At 71.5% G+C, this 18,119-nt stretch carries 13 protein-coding genes and 1 pseudogene; 5 read left to right on the forward strand and 9 right to left on the reverse strand.

All coding sequences use genetic code 11. The features are described 5' to 3' along the window. Positions 1–364: 364 nt before the first annotated feature. The 4 genes from proC to ACIRF8_RS30245 all read right to left on the reverse strand — a co-directional run bounded on the left by proC (position 365) and on the right by ACIRF8_RS30245 (position 3,017). The gene (gene proC, locus ACIRF8_RS30230) at positions 365–1,210 is read right to left on the reverse strand and encodes a pyrroline-5-carboxylate reductase (RefSeq protein ID WP_404219883.1); all 846 of its coding nucleotides are present in this window, start codon (positions 1,208–1,210) and stop codon (positions 365–367) included. Positions 1,211–1,320: 110 nt separating this feature from the next. Then, on the reverse strand, positions 1,321–2,115 hold the full coding sequence (locus ACIRF8_RS30235; protein WP_404219885.1) for a class I SAM-dependent methyltransferase: 795 nt from the start codon (positions 2,113–2,115) through the stop codon (positions 1,321–1,323). Between the two features lie 38 nt (positions 2,116–2,153). Further along, complete coding sequence (locus ACIRF8_RS30240) at positions 2,154–2,669, reverse strand: EamA/RhaT family transporter (protein ID WP_404219887.1); 516 nt, start codon at positions 2,667–2,669, stop codon at positions 2,154–2,156. Positions 2,670–2,699: 30 nt separating this feature from the next. Next, the gene (locus ACIRF8_RS30245) at positions 2,700–3,017 is read right to left on the reverse strand and encodes an SH3 domain-containing protein (RefSeq protein ID WP_404219889.1); all 318 of its coding nucleotides are present in this window, start codon (positions 3,015–3,017) and stop codon (positions 2,700–2,702) included. Positions 3,018–3,259: 242 nt separating this feature from the next. Here ACIRF8_RS30245 and ACIRF8_RS30250 point away from each other — a divergent pair, with 242 nt between their 5' ends. After that, a complete protein-coding gene (locus ACIRF8_RS30250; RefSeq protein ID WP_404219891.1) occupies positions 3,260–5,470 on the forward strand; it encodes a PQQ-binding-like beta-propeller repeat protein in 2,211 nt (736 codons plus the stop codon). Positions 5,471–5,501: 31 nt separating this feature from the next. On the opposite strand, the gene ilvD is transcribed toward ACIRF8_RS30250, so the two are convergent. The 3 genes from ilvD to ACIRF8_RS30265 all read right to left on the reverse strand — a co-directional run bounded on the left by ilvD (position 5,502) and on the right by ACIRF8_RS30265 (position 10,029). Then, on the reverse strand, positions 5,502–7,355 hold the full coding sequence (ilvD, locus tag ACIRF8_RS30255) for a dihydroxy-acid dehydratase (RefSeq protein ID WP_404219893.1): 1,854 nt from the start codon (positions 7,353–7,355) through the stop codon (positions 5,502–5,504). Positions 7,356–7,467: 112 nt separating this feature from the next. Further along, positions 7,468–8,292: a sugar phosphate isomerase/epimerase family protein gene (locus ACIRF8_RS30260; protein ID WP_404219895.1), complete on the reverse strand. Its 825-nt coding sequence runs from the start codon at positions 8,290–8,292 to the stop codon at positions 7,468–7,470. A gap of 804 nt (positions 8,293–9,096) precedes the next feature. Continuing rightward, complete coding sequence (locus ACIRF8_RS30265; protein ID WP_404219897.1) at positions 9,097–10,029, reverse strand: Ppx/GppA family phosphatase; 933 nt, start codon at positions 10,027–10,029, stop codon at positions 9,097–9,099. Between the two features lie 83 nt (positions 10,030–10,112). Here ACIRF8_RS30265 and ACIRF8_RS30270 point away from each other — a divergent pair, with 83 nt between their 5' ends. Continuing rightward, positions 10,113–11,090: a hypothetical protein gene (locus tag ACIRF8_RS30270; protein WP_404219899.1), complete on the forward strand. Its 978-nt coding sequence runs from the start codon at positions 10,113–10,115 to the stop codon at positions 11,088–11,090. Between the two features lie 139 nt (positions 11,091–11,229). On the opposite strand, the gene ACIRF8_RS30275 is transcribed toward ACIRF8_RS30270, so the two are convergent. After that, complete coding sequence (locus tag ACIRF8_RS30275) at positions 11,230–13,143, reverse strand: hypothetical protein (RefSeq protein ID WP_404219901.1); 1,914 nt, start codon at positions 13,141–13,143, stop codon at positions 11,230–11,232. Between the two features lie 265 nt (positions 13,144–13,408). On the opposite strand from ACIRF8_RS30275, the gene radA reads away from it, so the two are divergent. Together radA and disA are read left to right on the forward strand one after the other, a co-directional pair. Then, complete coding sequence (gene radA / locus ACIRF8_RS30280) at positions 13,409–14,818, forward strand: DNA repair protein RadA (protein ID WP_404219903.1); 1,410 nt, start codon at positions 13,409–13,411, stop codon at positions 14,816–14,818. Between the two features lie 82 nt (positions 14,819–14,900). Continuing rightward, a complete protein-coding gene (disA, locus tag ACIRF8_RS30285) occupies positions 14,901–16,025 on the forward strand; it encodes a DNA integrity scanning diadenylate cyclase DisA (protein ID WP_404219905.1) in 1,125 nt (374 codons plus the stop codon). Between the two features lie 247 nt (positions 16,026–16,272). Here disA and ACIRF8_RS30290 read toward each other — a convergent pair whose 3' ends face one another. Further along, positions 16,273–17,112, reverse strand: a complete 840-nt coding sequence (locus tag ACIRF8_RS30290; RefSeq protein WP_404219907.1) for a hypothetical protein — start codon at positions 17,110–17,112, stop codon at positions 16,273–16,275. A gap of 184 nt (positions 17,113–17,296) precedes the next feature. Between ACIRF8_RS30290 and ACIRF8_RS30295 the strand changes: the two are divergent. Further along, positions 17,297–17,899 (forward strand): annotated as a pseudogene (locus tag ACIRF8_RS30295) (phosphatase PAP2 family protein); the annotation flags it as partial. Positions 17,900–18,119: the final 220 nt, after the last annotated feature.

Below are 18,119 nucleotides of genomic sequence, written 5' to 3' on the forward strand. Positions count from 1 at the left end.
CGGGGTCTTGCTCCGCTTTCCGGCTTTTCGGCCTTCCTGCGGTGTTGACTCTATCAGATCCTTTCGGGCCTGATTCCCTGTCAACCGGGTTTGTCAGCCCGCCCGTTGAGGCGTTCCGACGAGTGAGACATTAGCGGAATCCCGGGCCCCGACAAAATCGGGGACGCTCTTTCGAACGGGGTTTCCTCATTACCGCGAAGGCGTACGCAAACGGCACGACAAAACTGCGTCGCGCGTTGAGTAGGACTTGCGGAATGGCTGTCCGGGGACCACCCGGAGGCGGCGCTCACGTCGGACAACTCGGAGAACACTACGTATCGGCCACGGGGCGTGTCAACCTCCCGCCTCGGGGCAGTCGGACAGGTCAGCTGTTGTTGCCGGTGGCCAGCTCGCGGCTGCGGTCGCGGGCCGCTTCGAGGGCGGCGATGAGGGCCGCGCGGACGCCGTGGTTCTCGAGTTCGCGGATCGCGTTGATGGTCGTACCCGCCGGAGACGTGACGTTCTCGCGGAGCTTCACCGGGTGCTCGCCGCTGTCGCGGAGCATGGTGGCCGCGCCGATGGCGGACTGGACGATGAGGTCGTGCGCCTTGTCGCGCGGCAGACCCAGGAGGATGCCGGCGTCGGTCATCGCCTCGACCAGGTAGAAGAAGTAGGCGGGGCCCGAGCCGGAGAGGGCCGTGCACGCGTCCTGCTGCGACTCCGGGACGCGCAAGGTCTTGCCGACCGCGCCGAAGATCTCCTCGGCGTGAGTGAGGTGGGCGGCGGTCGCGTGCGTGCCCGCGGAGATGACGGACATCGCCTCGTCGACGAGGGCCGGGGTGTTCGTCATGACGCGGACCACGGGCGTGCCGGGCTCCAGCCGCTCCTCGAAGAACGTGGTGGGGATGCCCGCCGCGCCGCTGATGACCAGGCGGTCGGCGGGGAGATGCGGGGCCAGTTCCGCGAGGAGCGTGCCCATGTCCTGGGGCTTCACCGTGAGGATCAGGGTGTCGGCCTGCTCGGCGGCCTCCTGATTGGTGACCGGGGTGACGCCGTGGCGGGTGCGGAGTTCCTCGGCGCGCTCGGGGCGGCGGGCCGTGACCATGAGGTCGGCCGGGTCCCAGCCGCCGCGGATCATGCCGCTGAGCAGGGCTTCACCGATCTTGCCGGTGCCGAGTACGGCGACCTTGTGGCGCGGGTTCGGGCTCGTCTGGGTCGTCGTCTCGCTCATATCGGCTCGGGCCTTCCGTGTGCGTCGTCGTCCGCACGCATCCTCGCATCGGGCGCGCCCGGGGCCAGGGCGTGTCCGGTGGACGGACTCCCGGGCCGCGTACACCGTCCTCAGGGGTGGCGGACGACCGTGATGTCCAAGGCGTACGCGTCCTCGACGATGCCGTCGGGGAAGCTGTGCAGCAGGTGGGCGCGCTCGTCCGCCAGGATCGGCGCGGAGCGGTCGGGGCCCAGCACCGCGAAGTAGGAACGGCTGCCGAGGTGGGCCAGGTGCAGGTCGACCGGGATGCGGCGGGTCCAGCGCAGACGGCGGAAGGCCGGTGCCGGGGTCGTTCCGAGGGCGGGGGCGAGAGTGGTGAGCAGGGAGCTGATGAGGGCCGGGGCCTCGGTGGCGATGCCGTGGCGGTGGTAGCCGGGCAGCCGCTCCTGGAGGCGGGCCTCCTGCGCGGCCGTCCACTCCACGTCCGGGTCGGGGACGTTCCACCACAGGGCGAGCGCGCCGCCCGGCCGCAGCACGCGCAACGCCTCCGGCACCGAGCGGGCCGGGTCGGTCCAGTGCCAGGCCTGGGCGTACGCGACCAGGTCCAGGGAGCCGTCCGCGAACGGCAGCGCGTCGCCGACCGCGCGGACCAAGGGCACGTCGGGCAGGGCCCGGCGCAGTTCGGCGCCCATGCCGGGGCCCGGTTCGACGGCGATGACGCGGGCGCCGTTGTCACGCAGCAGGCGGGTGGCGATGCCGGTGCCCGCGCCGACGTCGATGACGCGGGCGCCCCGCAGGCTCAGCCCTGCCAACTCCTCCAGCGTGCGGAAGAGTGCTGGCGGATAGCCGGGTCGGGCGGTCGCGTACTGGGTGGCGACCGTGTCGAAGGAGAGCGCGAGGGCGTCGCTCGGAGGCTGGTCCGTCATGGGGTCATCCTGACCGCGCGTGGTCAGGGCTGCCAGGCTCAGCGCTTCTTCTTCGTGCCCGGCTTCCTGGCGGGGTTGCGGGTGCGGCGGGTGGTGCGGCGTTCGTACTGCTCGCGGGCGGTCTCGTACTCCTGCCTGCGCAGTTTCTCGCCCGGCGCCTCGGTCAGGCAGCGCAGGGCATGGGCGGCGAGTACGCCGACGAAGCCGATCGTCAGGAAGCCGCGCAGGGACGCCTGTCGGTCCGGGTCCGGGCGCTCGGAGAAACCGCTCCACATGCGGTTGAAGGCGAAGGCGCTGCACACGGCGAACATCACGATGACCAGGACGTTCACGAAGGCGCCGACGTCCGCGATGGCCAGGCCCTGGTAGGCGAAACGCAGGACGAGACAACCGGCCACCGCGGCGAGGAGCGAGCCCACGCCGACGGCGGCGCGGCGCAGGGCGTAGCCGCCGCTGTGGTCCACCCAGGTCGTCCCGAAGAAACGGATCTCTTCGGGACGGGGCCCGGGGGACGGAGTGGTGCTGCCGGGGCCGGTGCCGTTTTCGTCGCTCACGGGACGATTATCACCGGGGGCGGCGGAGGGTCAGGCGCAGCGGGGGGCCACGTAGCCGTCGCTGCCCGTCTTCACGTAGGCGTCGGAGATGTACTCGCCGACACCGATGTTGTCCCAGATCCTGGTCGTGCCGTACGGGCCCGCGACCGACTGGCCGGCCTTCTGGCAGGTGATGGTCACGCGTGCGCCCTGGGGCAGGACGCGCACCACGCGGTACTGGGTGCCGGGGCCGCTGCGGACGTTCACGCTGTAGCCCGGGGCCACCGGGTAGGAGGCGGAGGCCGTGACGGCCACGTCCGCCTCCGCCTCCGCGTCCGTACTGTTGTTGTTACTGCTGTCGAGCGCCATGTCTGTTCCCCCCGTGGTCGTACGGGGCCTCGTTCAGCGATCGTTGAGGTCCCGTTGAATCGGCTGTGCCACCTTGCTCCGTAGAACGTGTGGAACGCGGAGGCTAGCAAGCCTCACCGGTCCCGGACGACCCATCGACTAGGCTCCGTGCGTCGCGCGAGCACAGGGATCGCGTACGTGGTCAGGTGAGGTCCGGCACGGGATCGGGCACGACGATCACGACGACATCCACGGGGGTGGACATGCCGTCACGGCCGAGCATCGGGCCCGACGCGGAAGCGGAACTTCCGGCCTATGCCGGGCACTATCGCCTTGAGGAACGTCTCGGAGCGGGCGGCATGGGTGTCGTGCATCTGGCGCGGTCCTCGGCGGGGCTGCCGCTCGCGGTGAAGGTGGTGCACGCCGAGTTCGCGAAGGACCCTGAGTTCAGGGGACGCTTCCGGCAGGAAGTGGCGGCGGCGCGGCGGGTCAGCGGGGCCTTCACGGCGTCCGTCGTGGACGCCGACCCGGATGCCGACCGTCCCTGGATGGCCACGCTGTTCATCCCCGGCCCGACCCTCGCCGACCACGTCAAACGGAACGGGCCGCTGACGCCCGCGCAGTTGCGGCACGTCACCGCCGGGCTGGCCGAGGCGCTGCGGGACATCCACCGCGTCGGCGTGGTCCACCGCGATCTGAAGCCCAGCAACGTGCTGCTGGCCGAGGACAGCCCCAAAGTCATCGACTTCGGCATCTCGCGGCCCAAGGACAGTGAGCTGCGCACCGAGACGGGCAAGTTGATCGGCACGCCGCCGTTCATGGCGCCGGAACAGTTCCGCAGGCCGCGCGAGGTCGGTCCGGCCGCCGATGTGTTCGCCCTCGGATCGGTCCTCGTGCACGCCGCGACCGGGCGCGGTCCCTTCGACTCGGACAGCCCGTACCTCGTCGCGTACCAGGTCGTGCACGACGAGCCGGATGTGACCGGTGTGCCCGAGGAACTGGCGCCGCTGGTGCTGCGCTGCCTCGCCAAGGAGCCTGAGGACCGGCCCACGCCGGACGAGTTGATGGCGGAGATGCGGCGGCTGTCGGCGCGCTATGACACGCAGGCGTTCAGTACGCAGGGATTCGGCGGGCGGACGTTCGGCGAGCAGAAGTCCGCCGAGCGAGAATGCGTGGCCGGGGAGGGCTGGGCGTCCCTCGATGCCGGAGCGCCCCTCGATGTCGGCCCGGTGGTCGGTGGCCCGTCTGTCGTCGGTGGCGGGGCGGTGGGGGAATCGGTTCCTCGTCGGTTCCGGGCGCGGGTGCGGCGCCGGGCCGGTGTGGCCGTCGCCGGTGCTGTGGCGCTCGGTGTCGTGCTGGCGCTGGCGCTGACCCTGTTCCCGCGGGCCGGGCAGGAGGCGGGGGCGCGGACGGTGGAGGCCGGTGCGCCCGTGTCGTTCCAGGCGTGGAGCCGGTCGCTCGGTTCGGGGGCCGCGCCCGTGTGCTCGTACGGGAAGCAGGCGCTGCACTGTGTCGCGCCCGGGGTGCTCGCCGCGGCGCTCGATCCACGCGACGGCACGGTGCGGTGGCTGCGCAAGGCGCCCGGCGGGGCCGCCGGCGGTGTGCAGGCGCCCGTGGTGTCGGGTGGTCTGCTCCAGGTCGTCGCCCCGGACCAGGCCAGGCTCTACGCGCTCGATCCGGCCACCGGAAAGACCCGCTGGTCGAAGGGGATCTCGGCGTACCAGGGTCAGGTGCAGCCCGTGGGAGACAGCGTGCTGCTGGCCGCTCCCGACGGCACGTTGACCGCGGTCGACAGCAGCACGGGCCGACAGCGCTGGCGACACCGGCTGCCGGTGGAGCGGCCCGTGCTTTCGTACGTCGGCGGGGATCTGGCCTATGTGACCACGTCGGCTCCGGACGGGGTGAACACCCTGGTGAGTGCGGTGGACCCGGCGACGGGGGCGGTCCGGTGGCAGCGCCGTTCACCGGGGACGGCCACTCCGGTGGGTGTGGCCGACGGCGTGCTCTGGTGCACGCGGCGCGCCGCGGACGGCGCGACGGTGGCCCTGGTCGGTCACCGCCTGGCCGACGGTGCGGTCGCGCGCCGCGTACCGCTCGCGCTGCCGCAGCCCCAGGCGACGGCGACGGTACGCAGCGGCAAGGCGTATCTGCTCGCGGCGGGTGGGGCGCTGGTGGTGCAGGATCTGGCGTCGGGCAAGCAGGTGTGGCGGTCGGAGACGTCGGTGAGCAGGGGCTCCGCGCCGGGCGTCGACAGCCGGGGCCGGGTCTATGTGGCGGCGCCCGACGGCCGCCTCCTCGCCCTGGCCGCCGACACCGGCGCGCCCCTCGGCCAGACCCGTCCCCGGCCCGGGGCGCGGCCCGACCGGGTGGTGGCCGAGTTGCCGGCGCCGGTGGTGACAGGTGGCCGGGTCTACGGCAGCGCGCCGGACGGCACGGTCTTCGGGGCGGACGGGACCCGCCCCGAGAGCTGGTGACGCGGGGACGCGGCCCCGGCCCGGGGGCGGGTCAGCCGAGCTTGGAGACGTCGCGGACGGCTCCGCGGTCGGCGCTGGTCGCCATCGCCGCGTAGGCCCGCAGCGCCGCGGAGACCTTGCGCTCGCGGGACTTGGGGGCGTAGACGCCGCCCAGGGCCTCGCGGCGGGCGGCCAGTTCCTCGTCGGGGACGAGGAGTTCGATGGAGCGGCCGGGGATGTCGATGCGGATGCGGTCGCCGTCCTCGACGAGGGCGATGGCGCCACCGGCGGCGGCCTCGGGCGAGGCGTGACCGATGGACAGACCCGACGTGCCGCCGGAGAACCGGCCGTCCGTGACGAGCGCGCACGCCTTCCCCAGGCCACGGCCCTTGAGGTACGAGGTCGGGTACAGCATCTCCTGCATGCCGGGGCCGCCCTTGGGGCCCTCGTAGCGGATGACGACGACGTCGCCCTCCTTGACCTGCTTGAGGAGGATCTTCTCGACGGCCTCCTCCTGCGACTCGCAGACGACGGCCGGGCCCTCGAAGGTCCAGATGGACTCGTCGACGCCGGCGGTCTTCACGACGCAGCCGTCCTCGGCGATGTTGCCCTTCAGGACGGCGAGGCCGCCGTCCTTCGAGTAGGCGTGGGCGACGTCACGGATGCAGCCGCCGGCCGCGTCGGTGTCGAGGGTGTCCCACCGCTCGGACTGCGAGAACGCCTCGGCGGAACGCTTGCAGCCGGGGGCGGCGTGCCACAGCTCGACCGCTTCCTCGGAGGCCGAGCCGCCGCGGACGTCCCAGGTGTCGAGCCATTCCTTGATGGACGCGGAGTGGACGGTGTGCACGTCCTCGTTGAGCAGACCGCCGCGGTACAGCTCGCCGAGGATCGCGGGGATGCCACCGGCGCGGTGCACGTCCTCCATGTAGTACGTGCCGCCGGGCGCCACGTTCGGGGCGACCTTGGACAGGCACGGGACGCGGCGCGAGACGGCGTCCATGTCGGCGAGGGTGTAGTCGAGCTCGGCCTCCTGGGCGGCGGCCAGCAGGTGCAGGATCGTGTTGGTGGAGCCGCCCATGGAGATGTCGAGCGCCATGGCGTTGTCGAAGGCGGCGCGGGTGGCGATGGAGCGCGGCAGCACGGAGTCGTCGTCACCGTCGTAGTACCGCTTGGCGATCTCGACGACCGTGGCGCCCGCCTTCTCGTACAGCGCCTTGCGGGCGGTGTGCGTGGCGAGGACCGAGCCGTTGCCCGGCAGCGACAGGCCGATGGCCTCGGTCAGGCAGTTCATGGAGTTGGCCGTGAACATGCCGGAGCAGGAGCCGCAGGTCGGGCAGGCGTTCTCCTCGATACGGAGGATGTCCTCGTCGGAGATGCTCTCGTCGACGGCGTCGCTGATGGCGTTGACGAGATCCAGCTTGCGCACGGTCCCGTCGACCAGGGTGGCCTTGCCGGCCTCCATGGGGCCGCCGGAGACGAAGACCGTCGGGATGTTGAGACGCAGCGCGGCGTTCAGCATGCCCGGGGTGATCTTGTCGCAGTTGGAGATGCAGACCAGGGCGTCGGCGCAGTGCGCTTCGACCATGTACTCGACCGAGTCCGCGATCAGGTCGCGCGAGGGCAGGCTGTACAGCATGCCGCCGTGGCCCATGGCGATGCCGTCGTCGACGGCGATGGTGTTGAACTCGCGGGGGATACCGCCCGCGGCCTTGACCGCCTCGCTGACGATCCGGCCCACCGGGGCCAGGTGCGTGTGCCCGGGGACGAACTCGGTGAACGAGTTGGCCACTGCGATGATCGGCTTCCGGCCGATGTCCGCACCGGGTACACCGGAGGCGCGCATAAGGGCGCGTGCGCCCGCCATGTTGCGTCCGTGGGTGACTGTGCGGGACCTCAGCTCGGGCATCGTCGCTCGCTCCTTAGGGGCAGAAAAGACTGCCTCCGAGCGTACGCCGCCCCTCCAGGATCCGGACACCCTGTCCGTATTTCGGGACGCCCGTCTCATGGGCGCCGATCGCTCACGAACGGGGCACGCGCACCGCGGACGCCAGTTGCAGCCGGGTGAAGGCGAGCGCCTCGGCGAGATCGGCCTCGCGCTCGGCGCTGGACATCGCGCGCCGCGTATTGACCTCGATGACCACGTGCCCGTCGAACCCGTTGACAGCGAGCCGCTCCAGCAGCTCGGCACACGGTTGCGTACCGCGGCCCGGCACCAGGTGCTCGTCCTTGTTCGACCCGTTCCCGTCGGCCAGGTGTACGTGGCCCAGCCGGTCCCCCATCCGGTCGACCATGTCCATGGCATCGGTCCGGGCCGTCGCCGTATGGCTGAGGTCGACGGTGAAGTGCCGGTAGTCGTCCTTCGTGACGTCCCAGTCGGGGGCGTAGGCGAGCATCTCCCGGTCCCGGTAGCGCCACGGGTACATGTTCTCGACGGCGAACCGCACATCGGTCTCGTCGGCCATGCGCCATATGCCGTTGACGAAGTCCCGGGCGTAATTGCGCTGCCACCGGAAGGGCGGATGCACCACGACGGTCGACGCACCGAGCTTCTCCGCAGCGGCCTTCGCGCGCTGGAGTTTCACCCACGGGTCCGTGGACCACACCCGCTGCGTGATCAGCAGACACGGCGCGTGTACGGCCAGGATCGGGATGCGGTGATAGTCGCTCAGCCTGCGCAGGGCCTCGATGTCCTGGCTCACGGGGTCGGTCCAGACCATGACCTCGACACCGTCGTAGCCCAAGCGCGCGGCGATCTCGAAGGCCGTCGCCGTCGACTCCGGATACACCGAGGCGGTCGACAGGGCGACCTTCGCATCCGGGATGCGCACCACTGGTTCTGCCACGCAGACAGAGTACGGGCCCACACCGGACACCGGGGAGGTGGTCCTCCTCACCTCGACCGCCACGTTCAGTCGCGTACGAGACGGGAGGACCGACCGTCGTAGGCGCGAACAGCGACCCATTCCGCGGATCAGACGCGTACGAGACGGGAGGGGGCGCCCCGGCAAGGGCGGTGAACGACGGCACCCCACCGACCGTCACTCGCGTACGAGACAGAAGAGGCCACCCCGGCAAGGGCGGTGAACGGCGACACCCCACCGACCGTCATCCGCGTACGAGACAGGAAAGGTCACCCCCGGCAAGGACAGTGCACGACGGCACCCACCGGCCGTCATCCGCGTACGAGACGGGAGGACCGACCGTCGTAGGCGCGAACAGCGACCCATTCCGCGGATCAGACGCGTATGAGACGGGAGGGGGCGCCCCGGCAAGGGCGGTGAACGGCGACACCCCACCGACCGTCACCCGCGTACGAGACAGAAGAGGCCACCCCGGCAAAGGCGGTGAACGACGGCACCCCACCGACCGTCACCCGCGTACGAGACGGGAGGGGCCGGTCGGGGTATGTGCGCGCGCAGCACACCAGCACGCGGTAGCGGCGGCCGAAGCAACCGGCGAGGCCATCAAGATGGCGAGCACGGACATACCCCGGGCGGCCCCGTACCCACCCACACACCTGTCGGATCGAGACGGAAACCCGCCAACGCACCCCAGACGGCCACCCTCCCTTCAAGCGCACAGCGAAGCGCACCCGCACGCGCACCCCGCGCGCACGCACACGCACACCCACACGCCGAAGGCCACCGTCACGCCCCAGGCAAGTGATCGAGCCGCCGCAGAATGACCCCCTCCCGCAGCGCCCAAGGACAGACCTCAAGCGTCTCCACCCCGAAGAGATCCATCGCCCCCTCCGCCACCAACGCCCCGGCAAGCAACTGCCCGGCCCGCCCCTCCGAAACCCCCGGCAACTCCGCCCGCTCAGCCACGGTCATCGCCCCGAGCCTCGGAACCCAGTCCTCCAGAGACTTCCGCTTCAACTCCCGCTGGGCATACGCCCCGTCCGCGGAACGAGCCGCCCCGGCCAGCCGGGCCAACTGCTTGAACGTCTTCGACGTAGCCACGACATGATCCGGCGCCCCGAACCGGCTGAACTCCCCCACGGTCCGCGCGATCTCCGTCCGCACATGCCGCCGCAGCGCCTTCACATCCGCGGGGTCCGCCGGATCCCCCGGCAGCCACGTGGCCGTCAACCGCCCGGCGCCCAGCGGCAGGGACACCACCGCGTCCGGCTCCTCGTCGATCCCGTACGCGATCTCCAGGGAGCCGCCGCCGATGTCGAGCACCAGAAGTTTTCCGGCGGACCAGCCGAACCAGCGCCGTACGGCGAGGAAGGTGAGCCGCGCCTCCTCGGCACCGCTGAGCACCCGCAGCTCGACGCCGGTCTCGGTTTTGACCCGGGCGAGCACCTCGTCCGCGTTGGTGGCGTCGCGCACGGCGGACGTGGCGAAGGGCAGCAGGTCCTCGACGCCTTTGTCCTCGGCGGCTTCCAGGGCCCGCCGCACGGTGTCGACCAGCAACTCGACCCCGTCGGGGCCGATGGCGCCGCGAGCGTCGATGAGTTGGGCGAGGCGGAGCTCGGCCTTGTGCGAGTGCGCGGGCAGCGGACAGGCACCTCTGTGCGCGTCCACCACGAGCAGATGAACCGTATTCGAACCCACGTCGAGGACACCGAGTCTCATGGAGGGAACGCTACTGCGCCCACGTGCCCGTCCATCCGCCGCAGAGGTCTTCTCGTCCCCCTCGGCGCGCTTACTCTGGAACGGTGCCAAAGACGAAAAAGGCCAAGGGCGACAAGACCGACAAGACTGACAAGAGCGTCAAGAAGTCCAAGTCGGTAAAGCAGAAACAGGGGAAGCAGAAGCAGCCGGAGCAGAACCCCCACCCGGAGCAGAACAAGCAGCTCCTCCAGATCGAGCCGAGCCGCCCGCCTCTCCCGCAGGAGCCGGACGCGTCGGACGAGAAGGGGCTCGACTTCCCGCGTGCCTGGGTCGAGTTCCCGGATCCGGCCGACGACGAGCAGGTCTTCCGCTGTGATCTGACCTGGCTGACCTCTCGTTGGTCGTGCATCTTCGGCAACGGCTGCCAGGGCATCCAGGCGGGCCGCGCGGACGACGGTTGCTGCACGCTGGGCGCGCACTTCTCGGACGAGGACGACGAGAAGCGCGTGGCGGGGTACGTGGCGCGGCTGACGCCGGACATCTGGCAGCACCACGAGGTGGGTACGCAGACCGGCTGGGTGTCGAAGGACGAGGACGGGGAGCGTCAGACGCGCCCGTACAACGGTTCGTGCATCTTCCAGAACCGGCCGGGCTTCGCGGGCGGCATGGGTTGTTCGCTGCACATCCTGGCGCTCAGGGAGGGCCGCGAGCCGCTGGAGACGAAGCCTGACGTGTGCTGGCAGCTTCCGGTGCGCAGGACGTACGAGTGGATCGACCGCCCCGACGACACGCGGGTGCTCCAGGTCTCGATCGGCGAGTACGACCGTCGCGGCTGGGGCCCGGGCGGCCACGACCTGCACTGGTGGTGCACGTCGGCGACCTCGGCGCACGGCGCGGGCGACCCGGTGTACGTCTCGTACGGGCCGGAACTGACCGAGCTGATGGGCAAGGACGGCTACGCGAAGCTGGTCGAGCTGTGCGAGGAGCGTCTGGCGGCCATGCCCAAGGGCCTCCCGCTCCTCGCCCCGCACCCGGCGGACCCGGCGCCCCGGCCCCGCAAGCCTGAAAGCCTGAAAGCCTGAAAGCCTGAAAGCCTGAAAGCCTGTAACAACAGCACCACAACCCGAGCACCACAACCCGAGCATCACAACTGGCACCAAGGAAGCCAAGGCGGGCCAAGGCGAGCCAGGGCGAGCCCGACCCCTACGGCGACTACGGCGACTACGGCGACGTCGAGCCCCCCGGGCCGGAGGGGCTCGGCGGGTCCGAGGGCGCGGGTGACGAGTCGGTCGGCGTCGGGTCGGGTTCGGAGGTCGTGGGGTCCGGGTCGGGCGAGCCGGGACCGGGGTCCGACGGCGAGGGATCACTCGGCATCGGCGGGTCGGAGGGGCCCGGATCGGACGGCCCCGGGTCCGACCCGCCGGACCCCGAGCCGGGCCCGTGGCCGTGACCGGGCCAGTGTCCGTGACCGTGGCCCGGGCCGTGACCGGGATATCCGCTGCCCCAACGCCCGTACCCCTCGATGGAGATGGCGGCGCCGGACGGGTCGATCGCGACGCGCGCGGCCCAGTGCCCGCGCGGCTCCTGGCCGTGGTCGACGTAGACCTGGATCGTGACGGACTCGCCGGGCCGCAACGTCCCCGAGGCCTGGCTCGGATGGAGCCAGGAGGCGCTGGTCCGTGCGGACCAGTGCACGGCAGAACTCCCGGACGCGGTCAGGGTGATGAGGGTCGTGTCGCCGCTGGGCTGTGCCTCCACGGTGAGTCGCCCGGGGCCCGTGCCCGCGCGCGTGGGCGGCGAGATCACCTCCACGGAGACGTCGGACGAGCGGCTGTCGGTGGTGAAGCGGGGGTCGGGGTCGGTGCTGGCGTTGCCCGCGTTCTCGTAGGTGTCGCCCGAGTGTTCCCCGTCGAGACCACCCGGGCCGCCGACCTCGCCGGCGCTGATGGAGCGGCCGTCGCTGCCCTCGCCGGTGAGGGGCGCGCCCCGGTAGGCGGCCCACAGGGCGATCACGGGGGCGGCCACCACGGTGGCGACGACGGTCGTCGTCACCGCACGCGCGCGCAGCCGGTCCCGCCGCGCCGCACGGTCCTTGGGGTCCATCGGGAACCCGCGCCGGTCGAAGCGCGGCGCGCCGCCGGGACGCGGGGCGCGCATGGCGCGGTGCAGGGCGGCGCGCGGGGCTTCGACGAGGGGCAGGGCGGCGGGCGTCACGGAGGTGCCGGGCCAGGAGCCAGGGACGGCGCGCTCGGCGGTGCGGCGGCAGCGCGGGCAGTCGTCGACGTGCCGGACGAGCTCGCGGCGCAGGGCGGCGGAGAGCAGGAGCTGGTTGTCGCCGGTGAGGCGGGCGACGCTGGGGCAGGTGCCGGTCTCGACGACGGCGAGCGCGGCGCGGGTGCGCTCGACCTCGCAGGCTGCGGCGGCGAGCAGTTCGCGCGTGGCACTGGGGTCGGTGCCGAGGACGGCCGCGACCTCGCGGGGCGAGAGCTGGTGCCGCACGGCCAGTTCGAGCGCCTCGCGCTGCTCGGGGGTGGTACCGGCCGCCTCCGGCCAGGCGAGCTGCGCGAGTTGCCGCCGCCGCTCCTCCTGGAGCAGTACGTCCTCGGCGGGAGCCTTGTCGGCGGTGCCGCCCCGCGCGGAGGTGGCGGGGGCGGGGGCAGTGGAGGACGCGGAGGCCGTGGAGGAGACGGAGGCCGTGGAGGAGACGGAGGCCGTGGAGGACGCGGAGGTACCGGCGCCCGCGGCCTTGTCGCGGGAAGTGCTCCGGGCGGGCTCGGTCGGCTGCTTGCCCGCGGCGTGGGTGGCCTGCCGTCTGCGCTTGGCCTCGGCGAGGCGGCGCAGGCAGGACCAGCGGGCGAGCGCGTACAGCCAGGCCCTGCGGTCGGCCTCGGAGTCGGCGGCCGGGGCGCGCGAACCGCGGCGCTCGGCGAGGGCGAGGGCGTCCCCGAGAGCGGCGATCGCCTCGTCGTGGTCGCAGAGTACGGAGAGGCAGTACGTGAACAGGCCGTCCAGGCACGGCTCGTAGCGAACGGGCGGGCGCTGCGGAACAGCGCACGGCACCGGCCGCCGTGGCCCGGAGCGGTGTGCCCGGTGTGCGCCGGTGGTCTGCGTGGGGGTTTCCGGCCTGCTGCTCATCACCCGTGCGACCGTAGGCGGCGGACATGGGCCTCTTCCGGCCCCTTGAGCACTTTTAATCCTTACGGGTGAAACGATCCCTCAAAAGGGGACAGGAACCACGTATTCCGTGGCCAGCGCGGTGACAGGCGGCAACCGACAGCGGCACATTCACTCGCCCCTCACCCTCGGCCTATCCCGGCCTGCCCCGGCCTGCCCCGGCCTGCCCCGGCCGCGACCGCAGCCCGCGACCGCGTTGTCAGTGGGGCCGGTTACGGTTCCCTCCATGGCTGCCCGTACGAAATCCGCGAAGGACCGTCCGTCCTACCGCTGCACCGAATGCGGCTGGCAGACGGCCAAGTGGCTGGGCCGCTGCGCCGAGTGCCAGGCGTGGGGGACGATCGAGGAGTACGGCGCGCCCGCCGTGCGCACGACCGCGCCCGGCCGGGTCACGACGTCCGCGCTGCCCATCGGCCAGGTCGACGGCAAGCAGGCGACGGCCCGCAGCACGGGCGTGCCCGAGCTGGACCGGGTCCTCGGCGGTGGCCTCGTACCCGGCGCGGTGGTCCTGGTGGCGGGCGAGCCCGGCGTCGGCAAGTCCACCCTGCTCCTGGACGTGGCGGCCAAGGCGGCCGACGCGGAGCACAGAACCCTCTATGTGACGGGCGAGGAGTCGGCGTCCCAGGTCCGGATGCGCGCCGACCGCATCAAGGCCATCGACGACCACCTGTATCTGGCGGCGGAGACGGACCTCTCCGCGGTCCTCGGCCACCTGGACGCGGTGAAGCCGTCCCTGCTGATCATGGACTCCGTGCAGACGGTGGCGTCGCCCGAGATCGACGGGGCGCCCGGCGGCATGGCGCAGGTCCGTGAGGTCGCGGGCGCGCTGATCCGTGCCTCCAAGGAGCGCGGCATGTCCACCCTGCTCGTGGGCCACGTCACGAAGGACGGCGCGATCGCGGGCCCGCGCCTGCTGGAGCACCTGGTGGACGTCGTCCTCAGCTTCGAGGGCGACCGGCACGCGCGTCTGCGCCTGGTCCGCGGCGTCAAGAACCGGTACGGGACGACGGACGAGGTCGGCTGCTTCGAACTGCACGACGAGGGCATCACGGGCCTCGCCGACCCGTCCGGCCTCTTCCTGACCCGGCGCGACGAGCCGGTCCCCGGCACCTGCCTGACGGTCACGCTGGAGGGCCGCCGCCCCCTGGTGGCCGAGGTGCAGGCGCTCACCGTCGACTCGCAGATCCCCTCACCCCGCCGCACGACCTCAGGCCTGGAGACCTCCCGCGTCTCGATGGTGCTCGCCGTGCTGGAACAGCGCGGCAAGATCAGCGCCCTGGGCAAGAGGGACATCTACTCGGCGACGGTCGGCGGGGTGAAGCTGACCGAACCGGCCGCCGACCTGGCGATCGCCCTCGCCCTCGCCTCCGCCGCCAGCGACACTCCGCTGCCGAAGAATCTCGTCGCGATCGGAGAAGTAGGCCTGGCGGGGGAGGTCAGACGGGTCACCGGAGTGCAGCGCAGACTCTCCGAGGCGCACCGGCTCGGCTTCACGCACGCGCTGGTCCCGGGCGATCCCGGCAAGATCCCGGCCGGTATGAAGGTCCTGGAAGTCGCCGATATCGGGGACGCGCTGCGGGTACTGCCGAGGGGCCGTCGTCGAGAGGCCCCACGGGAGACGGAGGAGCGCCGGTAGACTTTGCCCTGGTCTCGCCTGTGCGTGCGAACGCGACAAACCCCAGGGCGGCGCCTCAGAGTCTGCGATCCGGAGGAGTCCAGTGGCAGCCAACGACCGGGCGGCAGCTCCCGGCAAGTCCGGAGGGAGTTCCGGTGCGGACGCTCTGATGCGCGCCGCGCTGAGCGCGGTAGCGCCCGGCACCGCCCTGCGGGACGGCCTCGAGCGCATCCTCCGCGGCAATACCGGGGGCCTCATCGTCCTCGGCTCCGACAAGACGGTCGAGTCGATGTGCACGGGCGGTTTCGTCCTCGACGTGGAGTTCACGGCCACGCGCCTGCGCGAGCTGTGCAAGCTCGACGGCGGCATCGTGGTCTCCTCCAACCTCGACAAGATCCTGCGAGCCGGTGTCCAGTTCGTCCCCGACCCGATGATCCACACCGAGGAGACCGGCACCCGGCACCGCACCGCGGACCGCGTGAGCAAGCAGGTCGGCTTCCCGGTCGTGTCGGTCTCGCAGTCGATGCGACTGATCGCGCTCTACGTCGACGGCCAGCGCCGCGTCCTGGAGGACTCGGCGGCGATCCTGTCCCGCGCCAATCAGGCGCTGGCCACCCTGGAGCGGTACAAGCTGCGCCTCGACGAGGTCGCGGGCACCCTGTCCGCCCTGGAGATCGAGGACCTGGTCACCGTCCGGGACGTCACCGCGGTCGCGCAGCGCCTGGAGATGGTGCGCCGCATCGCCACGGAGATCGCCGAGTACGTGGTCGAGTTGGGCACGGACGGGCGGCTCCTGGCCCTGCAGCTCGACGAGTTGATCGCGGGTGTCGAGCCCGAACGCGAACTCGTCGTCCGGGACTACGTGCCCGAGCCGACGGCCAAGCGCTCCCGCACGGTCGACGAGGCCCTCGTCGAGCTGGACGCCCTGCACCACGGGGAACTCCTCGAACTGTCCACAGTGGCCCGCGCCCTGGGGTACACCGGTTCGCCCGAGGCGCTGGACTCGGCGGTGTCGCCGCGCGGCTTCCGTCTCCTCGCGAAGGTGCCCCGGCTGCCCGGGGCGATCATCGACCGCCTGGTGGAGCATTTCGGCGGCCTCCAGAAGCTGCTCGCCGCCAGCGTGGACGACCTCCAGACGGTGGACGGGGTCGGCGAGGCGCGGGCACGCAGCGTGCGTGAAGGTCTCTCGCGGCTGGCGGAGTCGTCGATCCTGGAGCGGTACGTCTAGGGCCGTTCTCGATCTCGGGGGGCCGTAGGGCGGTTCTCGATCTCGGGGGGCTGTAGGGCGGTTCTCGATCTCGGTGGCCCGCACCGCCGGTCGGGCGTCAGGCGTCAGCCGTCGCCCGTTCCCACCAATCGTCAGGCGTCTGGCTTCGAGCGTTACCACCAGACGTCAGGCGTCAGACGTCAGGCGTCAGGCGTCGACTGTTCCGATCAGGCGTCAGGAACCGTGTCCGTTCGGGCAGCGCTTCCGGTCAGTCCGCCTTGAGGACGAACGACGTCTGCGTCTTGGCGAGTTGTGCCGCCTTGACCTCGACCAGATACGTACCGGGTCCGGCCGCACCCGCCGGAGGCGTGGCGCACCCAGGGGCGCTCGGCTTCCGGTTCCAGGTGAGCGTCTGCGTGACCTTGTCGCCCGCCGGAACCCGGAACAGCAGGCTGCCCGCACCGGCCGGGCAGTCCTCGGACGACCAGAATTTCTTGTCGCCGTCCGCCTTGGTGATCGTGACGACCGCCGTCTTCGGACCGAGATCGACCTTGCAGTCCTTGTCGGTCGTGTTCTTGGCGACCAGTTCGAGTTTCGGCTTGTGCCCGGGCGCGTACGAGTTGTGGATGCTGCGGACCGAGAGCGTCACCGCGCCGGCCGTGCAGTCGGGCAGGCTGGAGCTCGCCGGGACCTGGTCGCCGGAGGACGAACCGCCCACCACACCACTGCCGTTACCGGCGGTGCCGCCGTCGCCGCTGCCCGCCGAGCCACCGGAACCGCCTCCCGATCCGGCGGAGCCCCCGGCACCGGCGGAGTCGCCACCGGAACCCGCGCCGGAACCGGAGCCCGAACCCGAGCCGCCCGACTCGTCGCGACCGCCGGGGTGTTGGCTGATCGCGGGTCCCGTGCCCGAGGGGCCCGGCGTGATGGCATCCGTCGGATGTTTGCCGTTGGATCCGTCGGCGCCGTTGTTCCCGCCGCCGCCACCCAAGTTGACGATCCATACGACGAGCAGCGCGAGCAGCGCGACAACGGACGCCAGAACGACCCTCCGGCGCCAGTAGATGGAGGAGGGAAGCGGCCCGATCGGATTGCGCAGAGATCCCACGCCCCAAACCTTACGAGAGATCGGCCGTTGTCCCGCGCCCACCCGCCGCCCCACGCGTCAAGTTTTCCGGATCATCATCACGCGCGGCCCTCCAACGGCCCTTCGACCCCTGTCTTTCGTCAGGTACGGCCCGCGACCATCGCAGGATGTGACGGACCCCGGTCATTGCGTACTGTCCGTCACCATGGGAACCATCGACTCCGATCTCTATCGCGGCATCACCGATTTCGCCCACGACACTCCTTCGTGGTTTCAGCACCTGATGGAGGTGTGGACGGAACTGGGGCTGCTGCTGTTCGCCGTACTGTTCGTCGTCGCCTGGTGGCGGGCGCGGCGTAGTGACCCGCGGGCCTTCGCCGTCGCGGTGCTCGCGCCTCTGGCCACCGCTGTGGCGTACGTGTGCAGCGAGTTGATCAAATCGGGGATCGACGAGGAACGACCGTGCCGCGCCGTCGCGAACGTGTTGCCCTCCCTGGTGGACTGCCCCACGTACGGGGACTGGTCGTTCCCCAGCAACCACTCCACCATCGCCGCCGCGGCGGCCGTCGGACTCGCGCTCGCCTGGCCGAGGGTCGGCTGGCTGACCGTGCCGATGGCGCTCCTCATGGCGTTCTCCCGGGTCTTCGTCGGCGTGCACTACCCGCACGATGTCGCGGTGGGCCTGTTGCTCGGCACGCTGGTCACGCTGCTCGTCGTCGGTCTTCTCCGGCGTCCGGGTGCCCGGGTGACCGAGGCGTTGCGGGGGTCTGGGAACGGGGTTGTGCGGTGGTTCGCCGGGGCGGGGCCGTCTGGCGGGCCGTCTGGTGGACAGCGGGGCGGAGGTCGGCGTGGGGGTCGGCGTGGGGCCCGGCACGGGGGTGGACGGGCGTCGATGTCGGGGGCGGGTTCTGGTTCTGGGTCGGGTTCCGGTTCCGGGGCGGGTTCCGGTTCCGGGGTGGGTTCCGGTTCCGGGGCGGGTTTTGGTTCCGGGTCGGGTTTTGGTTCCGGGTCGGGTTTTGGTTCCGGGT

Origin of the sequence: Streptomyces sp. NPDC102406 (assembly GCF_044765725.1) — a bacterium.
Lineage (GTDB): Bacteria > Actinomycetota > Actinomycetes > Streptomycetales > Streptomycetaceae > Streptomyces.